Annotated in this window: 15 protein-coding genes; 8 read left to right on the top strand and 7 right to left on the bottom strand. The window is 54.6% G+C overall.

Annotation, left to right across the window (positions count from 1 at the left end; translation table 11 throughout):
* Positions 1-24 precede the first annotated feature (24 nt).
* Positions 25-1,038, bottom strand: coding sequence for a glycosyltransferase family 9 protein (locus JHD74_RS06220; RefSeq protein ID WP_024527874.1), 1,014 nt, complete (start codon positions 1,036-1,038; stop codon positions 25-27).
* Between the two features lie 123 nt (positions 1,039-1,161).
* On the opposite strand from JHD74_RS06220, the gene waaA reads away from it, so the two are divergent.
* Genes waaA through coaD form a run of 3 tightly spaced genes read left to right on the top strand, consistent with a single transcriptional unit; the run spans position 1,162 to position 3,702 of the window.
* Entirely contained in the window at positions 1,162-2,439 is a 1,278-nt protein-coding gene (gene waaA / locus JHD74_RS06215) for a lipid IV(A) 3-deoxy-D-manno-octulosonic acid transferase (protein ID WP_024527873.1), read from the top strand.
* Entirely contained in the window at positions 2,440-3,213 is a 774-nt protein-coding gene (locus JHD74_RS06210) for a glycosyltransferase family 2 protein (RefSeq protein WP_199062092.1), read from the top strand. It begins immediately after the preceding gene.
* 3 nt (positions 3,214-3,216) lie between these two features.
* Positions 3,217-3,702, top strand: coding sequence for a pantetheine-phosphate adenylyltransferase (gene coaD / locus JHD74_RS06205; RefSeq protein WP_098929413.1), 486 nt, complete (start codon positions 3,217-3,219; stop codon positions 3,700-3,702).
* Here coaD and mutM read toward each other — a convergent pair whose 3' ends face one another.
* The 4 genes from mutM to radC all read right to left on the bottom strand — a co-directional run bounded on the left by mutM (position 3,703) and on the right by radC (position 5,956).
* Positions 3,703-4,512 carry a bifunctional DNA-formamidopyrimidine glycosylase/DNA-(apurinic or apyrimidinic site) lyase gene (gene mutM / locus JHD74_RS06200; RefSeq protein WP_199062090.1) on the bottom strand — a complete coding sequence of 270 codons (810 nt, stop codon included), beginning with the start codon at positions 4,510-4,512 and terminating at the stop codon, positions 3,703-3,705.
* 79 nt (positions 4,513-4,591) lie between these two features.
* Complete coding sequence (rpmG, locus tag JHD74_RS06195) at positions 4,592-4,759, bottom strand: 50S ribosomal protein L33 (protein WP_004392084.1); 168 nt, start codon at positions 4,757-4,759, stop codon at positions 4,592-4,594.
* Positions 4,760-4,770: 11 nt separating this feature from the next.
* Positions 4,771-5,007 carry a 50S ribosomal protein L28 gene (gene rpmB / locus JHD74_RS06190; RefSeq protein WP_004931195.1) on the bottom strand — a complete coding sequence of 79 codons (237 nt, stop codon included), beginning with the start codon at positions 5,005-5,007 and terminating at the stop codon, positions 4,771-4,773.
* Between the two features lie 265 nt (positions 5,008-5,272).
* The gene (gene radC / locus JHD74_RS06185; protein ID WP_024527869.1) at positions 5,273-5,956 is read right to left on the bottom strand and encodes a DNA repair protein RadC; all 684 of its coding nucleotides are present in this window, start codon (positions 5,954-5,956) and stop codon (positions 5,273-5,275) included.
* 183 nt (positions 5,957-6,139) lie between these two features.
* Here radC and coaBC point away from each other — a divergent pair, with 183 nt between their 5' ends.
* The 3 genes from coaBC to slmA all read left to right on the top strand — a co-directional run bounded on the left by coaBC (position 6,140) and on the right by slmA (position 8,646).
* Positions 6,140-7,357 (top strand): bifunctional phosphopantothenoylcysteine decarboxylase/phosphopantothenate--cysteine ligase CoaBC, encoded by a 1,218-nt coding sequence (gene coaBC, locus JHD74_RS06180; RefSeq protein ID WP_074029827.1) that lies wholly within the window; start codon positions 6,140-6,142, stop codon positions 7,355-7,357.
* On the top strand, positions 7,335-7,793 hold the full coding sequence (gene dut, locus JHD74_RS06175) for a dUTP diphosphatase (protein ID WP_024527867.1): 459 nt from the start codon (positions 7,335-7,337) through the stop codon (positions 7,791-7,793). Before coaBC ends, dut begins: the two co-directional genes overlap by 23 nt.
* Before the next feature lie 256 nt (positions 7,794-8,049).
* Positions 8,050-8,646, top strand: a complete 597-nt coding sequence (gene slmA, locus JHD74_RS06170) for a nucleoid occlusion factor SlmA (protein WP_021181838.1) — start codon at positions 8,050-8,052, stop codon at positions 8,644-8,646.
* A 34-nt stretch (positions 8,647-8,680) separates the two neighbouring features.
* Here the strand turns inward: slmA and pyrE are convergent, their stop codons facing one another.
* Both pyrE and rph read right to left on the bottom strand, forming a co-directional pair.
* A complete protein-coding gene (pyrE, locus tag JHD74_RS06165; protein WP_024482926.1) occupies positions 8,681-9,322 on the bottom strand; it encodes an orotate phosphoribosyltransferase in 642 nt (213 codons plus the stop codon).
* Positions 9,323-9,414: 92 nt separating this feature from the next.
* The gene (gene rph / locus JHD74_RS06160) at positions 9,415-10,131 is read right to left on the bottom strand and encodes a ribonuclease PH (RefSeq protein WP_024482927.1); all 717 of its coding nucleotides are present in this window, start codon (positions 10,129-10,131) and stop codon (positions 9,415-9,417) included.
* Positions 10,132-10,257: 126 nt separating this feature from the next.
* On the opposite strand from rph, the gene JHD74_RS06155 reads away from it, so the two are divergent.
* Complete coding sequence (locus JHD74_RS06155; RefSeq protein WP_021181835.1) at positions 10,258-11,121, top strand: YicC/YloC family endoribonuclease; 864 nt, start codon at positions 10,258-10,260, stop codon at positions 11,119-11,121.
* Between the two features lie 186 nt (positions 11,122-11,307).
* On the top strand, positions 11,308-12,576 hold the full coding sequence (locus JHD74_RS06150) for a site-specific integrase (RefSeq protein ID WP_199062088.1): 1,269 nt from the start codon (positions 11,308-11,310) through the stop codon (positions 12,574-12,576).
* The last annotated feature ends 343 nt before the right edge of the window (positions 12,577-12,919 follow it).

Genomic DNA, 12,919 nt, shown 5'->3' with positions numbered 1-12,919 from the left:
AGGTTTACCCTGCCTGGTTGTTAATTAATTCAAGGCCTGTATTTCTTGCCACACCTCGTCGACGGTAACATCGACGCAATCACCCGATTCGGTTTGCAGGATCCGATATTGCCCGCTCCACGGATGCCAAGACTCTTTATCCGTATCGCCAAAGAAGACCACCATGCTTTTATTCAATGCCGCGGCCAGATGCATCTGGCCACCGTCGCTGCACAGCACCCTGTCGCATAACTCGAAACCGGCCAACAGTTCGCGTACCGAGGCCGTTGGGTAAAGCGCGACCCTTTCATTCAGGCAACCAGCCAACAGTTGCTCCGCCCGCTTTTGATCGCCGATATCATCAGGCGTCAGCGTCCCCTGCGGTGACCAGAAGATCAGCACGCCGGTGGTGGGATCGGCAACCAGGCGGTTGATGATTTCGGCATAGCGCTCAATGGGCCAGCGCCGTTTCGGGCTGCGGCTGCTGATATGCACGGCAAACACCCGCTCAACCGGGGGCAGCAGGCTGTGTAAACGTTGCTGCGCTTGCTGCTGTTCTTCCGCGGTGAGGAAGACCTTCACCGGAGGAATGGCAATGGAGCGATCGGTAATGGCAGACAGGTAGCTGAACGTGTGTTCCACCTGATGCTTGCCGTGAAAATCCGCCGCGCGGAAAGGGTGATGAATTTCACTGGTGCCAAGATCTGCGCCGATAATATTTTTAACCCCGGCCATTTTTGCCAGACGCAGGCTATATTTGCACGGCACCGGGTTAGCCAGAATAGCTGCATCAAACTTAATTTTTCTCAGCTTTAAAAATATCATCAGCCGTTCAAAATAGACTCCCAAGGTAGTCTCATTCTTGGCCTTGTGTTTGGCCTTCTTATAAACAAACACCTTGGTGAGATGCGGGTTATTTTTCACCACATCCTGGCTGACTTTATTGATAAGCAGATAGAGGTTGGCGTCAGGGTAAGCGGTTTTCACCCCTTCAATCAGCGGGGTAGTGCACACGAGATCGCCAATATTGTCGCGGCGGATAATTAAAATATTCTTCATTACAAACCTATCGGCGACATCTCTCGCCTGTTGTCCCAACCTGACACCGAGCCACCAAGTTAGCGCCTTTCCCTTCCGGTTATGGTACTATTCTGGATAACCCATATAAATGAAATTGATAGAATGCTGCTCCGTTTATATCAGGTACTACTCTACCTTATCCAACCCCTGATCTGGCTCCGCTTACTGCTGCGCAGCCGCAAAGCACCAGCCTACCGTAAACGCTGGGCGGAACGCTATGGTTTCTGCGCCGGGAAAGTAGTATCGGGCGGCATTATGCTGCATTCCGTTTCTGTTGGCGAAACCCTGGCGGCGATCCCTCTGGTTCGCGCCCTGCGCCATCGTTACCCTTACTTGCCGATTACTGTGACCACAATGACGCCAACGGGTTCCGAACGGGTGCAGTCCGCTTTCGGTAAAGATGTGCATCATGTCTACCTGCCTTACGATCTGCCGGGTTCGATGCGCCGTTTCCTCGACCAGGTGGATCCCAAGCTGGTGATCATCATGGAAACCGAGCTGTGGCCCAACCTGATTAACGCCCTGCATCAGCGCCAAATCCCGCTGGTAATTGCCAACGCGCGCCTTTCCGCCCGTTCGGCGGCTGGCTACAAGAAGATCGGCGGTTTTATCCGTGATATCCTGCGCCGTATTACCCTGATCGCTGCGCAAAATCAGGAAGACGGCGAGCGCTTTATCGAACTGGGCCTGAAGCGTTCTCAGCTGACCGTCACCGGCAGCCTGAAGTTCGATATCTCCGTAACGCCAGAGCTGGCGGCCAGAGCCGTTACGCTACGCCGCCAATGGGCACCACGCCGCCCGGTATGGATCGCCACCAGCACTCACGAAGGTGAAGAAACCATTCTGCTGGAAGCCCACCGCCGGTTGCTGGAAAAACACCCCGACCTATTACTTATCCTGGTACCGCGCCACCCAGAACGCTTCCCAACCGCCAAAGAACTGACGCAAAAAGCGGGCTTCAGCTACACCACCCGCAGCAGCGGCGAAATCCCTTCCAGCAGCACGCAGGTCGTGATTGGCGATACCATGGGTGAACTGATGCTGCTGTACGGCATTGCCGATCTGGCCTTCGTCGGTGGCAGCCTGGTTGAGCGCGGGGGGCATAACCCCCTGGAAGCAGCCGCCCATGCCATTCCGGTGCTGATGGGCCCACATACGTTCAACTTCAAAGATATCTGCGCCAAACTCTCCGAAGCGGGCGGGATGATCACCATCAGCGATGTCGATTCCTTGGTGAAAGAGATAGAAACGCTGCTGACCGATGAAGATTATCGCCGCTATTACGGCCGTCACGCGGTTGAAGTGTTGTATCAGAACCAGGGTGCGTTGCAACGCCTGCTGCAGCTGTTGGAGCCACACCTGCCGCCACGGAGCCACTGAATGAGCCACCGTAACAGCCTGTCGGTAGTGATGATCGCCAAAAACGAAGCCGAGTTGCTGAGCGAATGCCTGCAATCGGTCGCCTGGGCTGATGAAATCATCGTGCTAGATTCCGGCAGTAGCGACGGCTCTGTCGCTTTGGCGGAAAGTTTGGGTGCCAAGGTATTTATCCATACCGACTGGCAAGGCTTCGGCAAGCAGCGGCAGAAGGCACAAAGCTACGCCACTCAGGATTACGTGCTGATGATCGACGCCGACGAGCGCGTCACGCCAGAATTGCGCCACGCCATCGAACAGGTTTTAGCCAACGCCGACGATAACGTCGTCTACAGCCTGGGCCGCCGTAACCTGTTTCTTGGCCGCTTTATGCGCCACAGCGGCTGGTATCCCGATCGGGTCAACCGGCTGTATGCCAATCAGCGCTATCGCTATAACGACGATCTGGTCCATGAATCCCTCAACGCCGGCGGCGCAAAAGTCGTACCGCTGCAAGGCGATCTGCTACACCTGACCTGCCGTGACTTTTTTGCTTTCCAGCGCAAACAGCTGCACTACGCCGAGCAGTGGGCAATCCAACGCCACCAGGCCGGTAAACGCTGCGGTTATCTGTCGATCCTCACCCACACGCTAGGGGCGTTCTGCAAAACCTGGCTGCTGCGGGCCGGTTTCCTCGACGGCAAACAGGGCTTGCTGTTAGCCGTGGTCAACGCGCAATATACCTTCAATAAATATGCCGCACTGTGGGCATTGGGCCGCAACTATTCAGAGAAGTGAACCATGAGCAGCAAAGCCATCTACCCAGGTACCTTCGATCCACTGACCAACGGCCATCTGGATCTGGTCACCCGAGCCTCACTGATGTTTGATCACGTGATCCTGGCCATTGCCGCCAGCTCAAGCAAAAAACCGCTGTTTTCGCTGGAAGAACGCGTTGCCCTGGCCACGCAGGTGACCTCTCATCTGGATAACGTCGAGGTGTTGGGGTTCAGCGAGTTGATGGCGCACTTCGCCGCCCATCAGAACGCCAATATTCTGATACGCGGCCTGCGGGCGGTGTCCGACTTTGAATATGAATTGCAGCTGGCGAACATGAACCGCCATCTGATGCCAACGTTGGAAAGCGTGTTTCTGATGCCTTCCGAGCAGTGGTCATTTATCTCTTCTTCCTTGGTGAAGGAAGTGGCACGTCATGGCGGCGACATTGCACCGTTCTTGCCGGATGTCGTCACCAAAGCGTTGATGGAAAAGCTCGCCGCGCAGTAATCAGTGCTGGCAGCGGCGGCAGAAGAAGGTGCTGCGCTGCCCGTGTTTGGCGCTCTCGATCGGTGTGCCACAGGCGCGGCAGGGTTCACCTGCCCGGCCATAGACCTGCAGTTCCTGCGCAAAATACCCCGGCTTACCATCCGACTGCAGGAAGTCACGCAGCGTTGTTCCCCCTTGTTCAATTGAACGCAGCAGCACCGCTTTGATGGTTTCGGCCAGCAGATCCGCCTGAGCCTCGGTCAAGGATCCAGCCTGACGATCCGGCAGGATCCCGGCGGTAAACAGCGATTCGCTGGCATAGATATTCCCCACGCCAACCACCAGCTTGTTATCCATCAACCAAGGCTTGATCAGCGTGCGCTTGTTACGGGATTTTTCGTACAGGTAGGTACCATTGAATTCTTCACCCAGCGGTTCCGGGCCAAGATGAGCCAATACGTTGCTGGAGGCCAGATCGTCACACCACAGCCAGGCACCAAAGCGGCGCGGGTCGGTGTAGCGCAGGATAAAACCGTTGCTCATCACCAGATCGACGTGGTCATGCTTACCTGGCTCGGTTTCCTCTGCCAGCATACGTAAGCTGCCAGACATCCCCAAATGTACGATAATCCAGCCATGGTCCAACTCGATCAGCAAATACTTGGCACGGCGCTGTACGCTGCGTACCGGCCGATCGCTCAGCGCCAGGATCTGCTCGGAGACCGGCCAACGCAGGCGAGCGTTACGCACCACCGCGTACTGGATGTTGTGGCCAACAAGATAAGGCTCAATACCGCGGCGGCTGGTTTCGACTTCTGGTAATTCAGGCATGACTGGCTCCCTCTCCGTTTGCTACCCCTATAAAATGAAAAAACCCGGCCTAGGCCGGGTTTTCATTAATCCACTAAAATTATTTAATTTTAGCTTCTTTGTAGATCACGTGTTGACGGACAACTGGATCGAATTTCTTCAGTTCCAATTTTTCCGGCTTAGTACGCTTGTTCTTCGTGGTGGTATAGAAGTGACCAGTACCAGCAGAAGAAACCAGCTTGATCTTCTCGCGAACACCTTTAGCCATGATGCAGTTCCTTAATACTTCTCACCACGGGCACGCAGATCGGCCAAGACCGTCTCAATACCCTTCTTATCGATAACACGCATACCTTTAGCAGATACACGCAGAGTTACAAAGCGCTTCTCAGCCTCAACCCAAAAACGGTGTGAGTGCAGGTTAGGCAGAAAACGGCGTTTGGTCGCGTTCATTGCGTGGGAACGGTTGTTACCGCTCACCGGGCGCTTGCCAGTAACTTGGCAGACTCGTGACATGTCTTATTCTCCAAAAATCAAATCAGCTCGAGCTTCGTATAGGGTATGGCCGCCTCGTCAGGCTTTTAGAGCCCATCTCAGCAAACTTCATACTGAGGAGACTCTCGTCATCAGGTCAGAAACCTCACATCAGGTTGGAAACCTGCTGAGATAGGCTCTTAACGCCAAACCCAAGATTCTCAAAGGTGGCGTAGTATACGCTCTGAAGCGTAAGTGCTCAAGTCCCGAACAGCTAAAGATCCCTCAAGGATCGCGAAAAAGTTGCTTATAGCCATCCGCGCTCGGCAAAAGAGACGCATTCACCCCGGCCTATCACCAAATGATCGAGCACTCGGATCTCCAATAATCGGCAAGCATTAACCACTTGCTCGGTTATCAAACGGTCGGCGTGACTGGGTTCAGCCTTACCCGAAGGGTGATTATGCGCCAGAATGAGGGCTGCTGCATTAGCCTTCAACGCCGCACGCACAATTTCTCTTGGGTGGACAACGACGCTGTTGATGGTACCAGCAAACATCTCCTGATGGCGAATAACCCGGTGCTGATTGTCTAAAAACAACACTAAAAACACCTCTCGCTCATGGTGAGCCAGCAAACTGTGCAGGTAATGCTGGGTAATTTTCGGGTTCAGCAGCGCGTTTTCCAACAAATGGGGACCGGAAAACAGCCGGAAGGCTAATTCGGAAATTGCCTGCAGCTGCGCATAGGTGGCAATCCCCAACCCTTTCTGACTATGAAATTGTTCGTAGTCCGCCGAAACCAGGTGATACAGCGAACCAAAGTGCGTCAGCAACTGTTCGGCCCGCTGTGAGACGTGAACCCCAGGTAGCCCGGTTCGCAAGAAAATTGCCAACAGCTCCCTATCGGAGAGCGCCGCTGCGCCATCACGCATCAATTTTTCCCTGGGTGCCAAAGCCCCAGGCCATAACGACATATCCTGATTGCTCATTGCCACCTCCCAGCCTGCTACAGCAGCATGTCACGGGGAATTTCATCGTGCGACAGGTGATTGATAATATTGCGAAGTGTTACGAAAACCCGCATGTAACTGGCTGCATACACAGCAGAATCGCTCCACCTGGCGGCGGTTATGCTAAAATGTTCGCCTCTTTCGGATTTCAATCGGACAATCATGATGACGGGACTTTCCGGCAAACATATTGTGCTTGGCATCAGTGGCGGTATTGCCGCTTACAAATGTCCTGAGCTGGTGCGCCGCCTGCGCGACAGAGGCGCCGAGGTAAGAGTGGTGATGACCAGCGCTGCCAAAGCCTTCATTACCCCACTGACGCTGCAGGCCGTTTCCGGCTATCCGGTTTTCGACGATCTGCTGGATCCCGCAGCAGAAGCCGCCATGGGCCATATTGAATTGGGCAAATGGGCCGATCTGGTGATCCTGGCCCCGGCCACCGCCGATCTGCTGGCCCGCGTTGCCGCCGGCATGGCCAACGATTTGCTGACCACGGTCTGCCTGGCTACCGATGCCCCGATCGCGGCAGCACCGGCCATGAACCAACAGATGTACCGCGCTGCCGCTACTCAGGCCAATCTACAGACCCTACAAGGGCGTGGTGTGCTGCTGTGGGGGCCAGACAGCGGGAGCCAGGCCTGTGGTGATATCGGGCCTGGCCGCATGCTGGATCCGTTGGCGATAGTGGAACGGGCTAACGCTCATTTCTCTGCGCCGCAGGATCTGCAACATTTAAAGATTATGATCACCGCGGGCCCCACCCGTGAGGCACTGGATCCGGTGCGTTTCGTCAGCAACCACAGCTCCGGCAAGATGGGTTTTGCTATCGCCAAGGCCGCCGCCGCTCGCGGTGCGCAAGTCACGTTGGTCGCCGGGCCGGTCAACCTGCCTACTCCGCTTTGGGTAACCCGTGTGGATGTCGTCAGCGCGCTGGAAATGGAGCAAGCGGTACAACAGCACGCCGCGCAGCAGAACATCTTTATCTCCTGCGCCGCCGTGGCGGATTACCGGGCAGAACAGATTGCCGATGAGAAAATCAAAAAGCAGGGTGATGAAATCATCCTCAAGATGATCAAGAATCCGGATATTGTCGCGGGCGTTGCCGCGATGAGCCAAAATCGTCCCTTTGTCGTCGGGTTTGCGGCTGAAACCCAGAATGTGGAAGAATATGCGCGACAAAAACTACTGCGTAAAAAACTGGATTTAATCTGCGCTAACGATGTATCGCTTGCAGAGCACGGTTTTAACAGTGATACCAATGCCCTGCATCTTTTTTGGCAGGATGGAGACAAGCGCCTGCCGCATAGCGACAAGGCACTCCTTGGCCAACGTTTACTAGACGAGATAGTCAGCCGTTATGATGAAAAAAATCGACGTTAAGATCCTTGACCCACGTATCGGTCAAGATTTCCCATTGCCAACCTATGCCACCCCAGGCTCTGCCGGGCTTGATCTGCGCGCCTGTCTGGACAGCTCGGTTGAGCTGGCACCAGGCGAAACCACCCTGCTGCCTACCGGCCTAGCTATCCACATCGCCGATACCGGTCTTGCTGCAGTGATCCTGCCGCGCTCCGGTCTGGGCCATAAGCACGGCGTAGTGCTGGGTAACCTGGTTGGCCTGATCGACTCCGATTATCAGGGCCAGCTGATGGTGTCCGTATGGAACCGTGGCCAGAAATCCTTCACCATCGAGCCAGGTGAACGCATCGCACAGATGGTATTTGTGCCGGTGGTGCAAGCCGAGTTTAATCTGGTGGAAGAGTTCGATAGCAGCGAACGGGGCACCGGTGGTTTTGGCCACTCTGGCCGCCAATAGATCGCACCCATAACAAGATGATCTACAGGGATGGCGCCTGTAACCGCGCCGCATGCAATGCGGCACGGTTGGTTTGGCAATTGAGAGTAACGCACGGAGAATAAGGGTCTGCAAGACCGTTAACCATTACACCGTACAACAGCGATCTTATAAGCCGCACAGAGTTTACTCTGCAACGGCCGGTGCGCGGGTTTTCGCAAATCTATACCCGAAGAGATTGAGGGGATAAGCCGTTTTAGCAAGGGTCTAATCAAACATGGCAGAAAAAGAAAATACCAAAAGGAATCGGCGTGAGGAGATATTGCAGGCGTTAGCCCAGATGCTGGAATCCAGCGACGGCAGCCAGCGCATTACCACAGCCAAGCTTGCCGCAAACGTTGGTGTCTCTGAGGCTGCCCTTTATCGGCATTTCCCCAGCAAGACGCGGATGTTTGATAGCCTGATCGAGTTTATTGAAGATAGCCTGATAACGCGCATCAACCTGATCTTGCAGGATGAAAAAGAGACGTTCAACCGCCTACGCCTGATTGTGCTGTTGGTTCTGGGGTTTGCAGAACGCAATCCAGGCCTGACCAGGATCATGACCGGCCACGCGCTGATGTTTGAGCAAGATCGCCTTCAGGGCAGGATCAACCAGTTGTTCGAGCGTATTGAAGCGCAACTGCGTCAGGTATTGAAGGAACGTAAACTCCGGGAAGGGAAGGGCTTTATCGTCGATGAAACCTTGCTGGCGAGCCAGATACTGGCCTTCTGTGAAGGGATGTTGTCGCGCTATATTCGCTCTGAATTCCGCTACCGCCCAACGCAGGATTTCGATGCCCGCTGGCCGCTGCTAGCCGCGCAACTGCAGTAACAAATATCGCCGGGTTCAACCCGGCGCTATTATTTTAAACTCCGTACTGCTCGCGATAGGCTCGCACTGCCACCAGGCTTTCGGCCATTTCCGGCTGCTCTTCCAGATAAGCAATCAGCTCCTTGAGCGTAATAATCGAGATCACTTTGCAGTGATAATCACGCTCCACTTCCTGGATCGCAGAAATGTCGGCACGGCCACGCTCCTGACGATCGAGAGAAATCAGCACACCAGCCAGGCTGGCGTTATGGGCACTGATAATTTCCATCGATTCGCGGATGGCCGTCCCGGCGGTGATCACATCATCCACCAGCATCACGCGGCCCTGCAACGGGCTGCCTACCAGCGTGCCGCCTTCGCCATGTTCCTTGGCTTCCTTACGGTTGAAGCAATAAGGCACATCGAGATTGTGATGTTCTGCCAATGCCACTGCGGTGGTGGTCGCGATCGGGATACCTTTGTAGGCTGGGCCAAACAGCAGATCGAACTCGATGCCGGAATCCACCAGTGCTTCGGCATAAAAACGCCCTAACAGCGCCAGATCACGCCCGGTATTAAACAGGCCGGCATTGAAGAAATAGGGGCTGGTACGGCCGGATTTCAGGGTGAACTCGCCGAATTTCAATACCTGCTTGCGGAGCGCAAACTCGATAAACTGGCGCTGGTAGGCTTTCATTACTGCTTCTCCTAATTTGGTCGGTAACTTTAGTTCTATTGCAGCCCGATTTCCGGGCATAAAAAAGGCGACTGCTTGGTCGCCTTTAAAAATCAGTCTGCCAGCGCCGCTTTCTGCGCCTGGAAGATGGTTTCGATGCCCCCTCGGGCCAGCGCCAGTAGCGCCAATAGCTCATCGTGGCTGAACGGCTCACCCTCGGCGGTGCCTTGCACCTCGATCATGCGGCCATCCTCCATCATCACCACGTTCATATCGGTTTCTGCGGCGGAATCTTCCACATACTCCAGATCGCACAGCGCTTCGCCGCCAACGATACCGACAGAAACTGCGGCCACCATCCCTTTCATCGGGTTGGCTTTCAGTTTACCGGCCGCAACCAGCGCATTCAGCGCATCGGCCAGTGCCACACAGGCTCCGGAGATAGAAGCGGTACGGGTGCCACCATCGGCTTGCAGCACATCGCAGTCCAGAGTGATGGTGAACTCACCGAGCTTTTTCAGATCCACCGCGGCACGCAGTGAACGAGCGATCAGACGCTGGATCTCCAACGTACGGCCACCCTGCTTGCCTTTGGCCGCTTCGCGGGCATTACGGCTGTGGGTCGAACGCGGCAACATGCCGTATTCTGCGGTGATCCACCCTTGCCCTTGGCCTTTCAAAAAGCGCGGAACGCCCTCTTCTACCGTGGCGGTGCACAAAACTTTGGTATCGCCAAACTCAACCAGCACTGAACCTTCAGCGTGTTTCGTGTAGTGACGGGTCAGTGTCAGGGGGCGAACTTGTTGTGGTGCTCTGCCTGCAGGACGCATGGGCTCTCTCCGGCTTCTTATTAACGTTTGGCTGCGCATTATACGGGCTTCGTGACGTTATGCCTATCCTGCCCGCAGGTGCAACGCTATAATCGTTCCATCTTTTCCTATTTACGGGTACGCACAATGATCCGCAGCATGACCGCCTACGCCCGGCGTGAAATCAAGGGTGAATGGGGCAGCGCAGCTTGGGAGCTGCGTTCCGTTAACCAACGCTATTTAGAAACCTACATCCGCTTGCCTGAGCAGTTCCGCAGCCTCGAGCCAGTGATCCGCGAGCGTATCCGTGGCCGCCTGACGCGTGGCAAAGTGGAGTGCAACCTGCGCTTTGAGCTCGACCCAAGCGCACAAAGCTCGATGATCCTGAACGAAAAACTGGCCAAGCAGCTGGTTGAAGCCGCCAACTGGGTCAAAATGCAGAGCGACGAAGGGGAAATCGATCCAATCGACGTCCTGCGCTGGCCGGGCGTGATGTCCGCTCAGGAACAGGATCTGGACCTCATCAGCAACGAACTGATGCAGGCGCTGGAAGGCGCACTGGATGATTTCATCGTGGCACGCGAAAGCGAAGGCACCGCGCTGAAAGCTCTGATCGAGCAACGCCTCGACGGCGTGAGCGCCGAAGTGATCAAAGTACGCGCCCAGATGCCTAATATCCTGCAATGGCAGCGCGAACGTTTGGTCAGCAAGCTGGAAGAAGCCCAGGTGCAGTTGGAAAACACTCGCCTGGAGCAGGAGCTGGTGCTGATGGCACAGCGTATCGACGTCGCCGAAGAGCTGGACCGCCTGGAAGCGCACGTCAAAGAGACGCACAACATCCTGAAGAAGAAAGAAGCCGTTGGCCGTCGCCTCGACTTTATGATGCAGGAATTCAACCGCGAATCGAATACGCTGGCGTCCAAGTCGATCAATGCCGAAGTGACTACCTCAGCGATTGAGCTGAAGGTGTTGATTGAGCAGATGCGCGAGCAAATTCAGAATATCGAGTAAGTTTTCAGGAAGAATCAAGACGCTGCACAAAACCATAAGGCCCGCATAACAGCGGGCTTTTTTGTTGTCATGAGCTAGCATAAAGAATCAAGAAAGCGCACCATTGTTGTGTACACCTGGGTGTACCCCTAAGGAAAAGGTGTACCGCATTAGGTGTACACCACTATTTGAGGTTCAGGCGGCACAATGGCAAAGCTCACAGATATGCAGATACGGGCATGGATAAAAGCTGGGGAACGGTTTGAGGGACGCTCAGACGGTAACGGGCTTTATCTTTCCTATCGGGAAAACTATCAAACGCCCGTCTGGCGCTTCCGGTATAAATTTGCCGGAAAGTCACGGGTAATGATGATCGGTTCCTATGCCGAGCTGTCGTTAGCTAAAGCACGGGAGACAACCAAAGAGCTTTCTGCTCGCGTTGCCTTGGGTTATGACGTAGCCGGAGAAAAACAGGAACGTAAATCCGAAGCACTGCAAAGGATGGAGCAGGAGAAACACGCTCTAAAAGTGTCAGCACTTGCCGCAGAATACTTTGAGCGCCAGATCCTGCCACGTTGGAAGCACCCGGACATACTGCGCCGCCGTATCGACAAAGACATAAATCCGTCTATTGGTCATATGAAGGTCGAGGACGTAAAACCCCGCCACATTGACGACATGCTGAAAAGCATTGTTGATCGTGGAGCACCGACCATAGCAACCGACGTTTTAAGATGGACGCGCCGCATATTCGATTACGGCATTAAACGGCACGCACTGGAGATTAACCCCTGTTCGGCCTTTGAAGTTTCCGATGCTGGAGGGAAAGAGGTAGCGCGAGACAGGTGGTTAACTCGTGAAGAACTTATCCGACTGTTCCAGGCTATGCGAACCGCCAAAGGATTCAGCAGACAAAACGAACTCACGTTCAAGCTATTGCTGGCCCTATGTGTGCGTAAGATGGAGCTAGGCGCCGCACGGTGGGAAGAATTCGATCTAGATGCTGCTATCTGGCATCTGCCAGAGGAACGCAGCAAGAACGGCGATGCTATTGACATCCCATTACCGCCACCAGCGGTTCAATGGTTGAGAGAGCTTCACACGTTCTCATGTAATAGCGCCTGGGTACTGCCAGCCAGAAAGATGCAAAACAGAATGATTCCCCACATACAGGAAAGTACCCTACCTGTGGCACTGGCAAAGGTACGGGCAGAGATGCCGGATGTACCTAACTACACGATCCACGACTTCCGGCGTACAGCACGCACTCACCTCGCAGCGTTGGGGGTTGACCCGGTGGTTGCTGAACGTTGCCTGAATCACCGCATAAGAGGCGTTGAGGGCATCTACAACCGGCATCAATACTTTGACGAACGGAAAACAGCACTGGCGCAATGGGCAGCGTTGCTGGTGGCCTTAGAGCTCGGCGAAGAATACAACGTGACACCCATCAAGAAGATACATAAGCTATCATGAGAATGGATTGAGAATAGCTCGACGGAGTGAAAAGCGGGAAACCTTACCGCCTGGCTCAATAACTTTTTAAGGCCGCGCGTGAAAGGTAACGTTATGAACAAAAATAATAACGTCTGGGAACGTAATAACATTCCAGCACTAGAGTTTTGCCACCTGCCAAGAGCGGCTGAGCTGCTTGGCTGTCATCCCAATGATTTAATTCATTTTAGCCAGATTGGTGCTATTGAACTTTGTTTATCTCTTCATAATTTCGAAGCAGCCTTATCCCTGTCTCTTATACACATCTAAAAAGGGGGGGGGGGGGGGGGGGGGGGGGGGGGGGGGGGGGGGGGGGGGGGGGGGG

The sequence above is a fragment of the Serratia sp. ASV30 genome, assembly GCF_016428815.1.
GTDB classification, from domain to species: Bacteria; Pseudomonadota; Gammaproteobacteria; order Enterobacterales; family Enterobacteriaceae; genus Chania; species Chania fonticola_C.
This window is presented reverse-complemented; position numbering and strand designations above follow the sequence as displayed.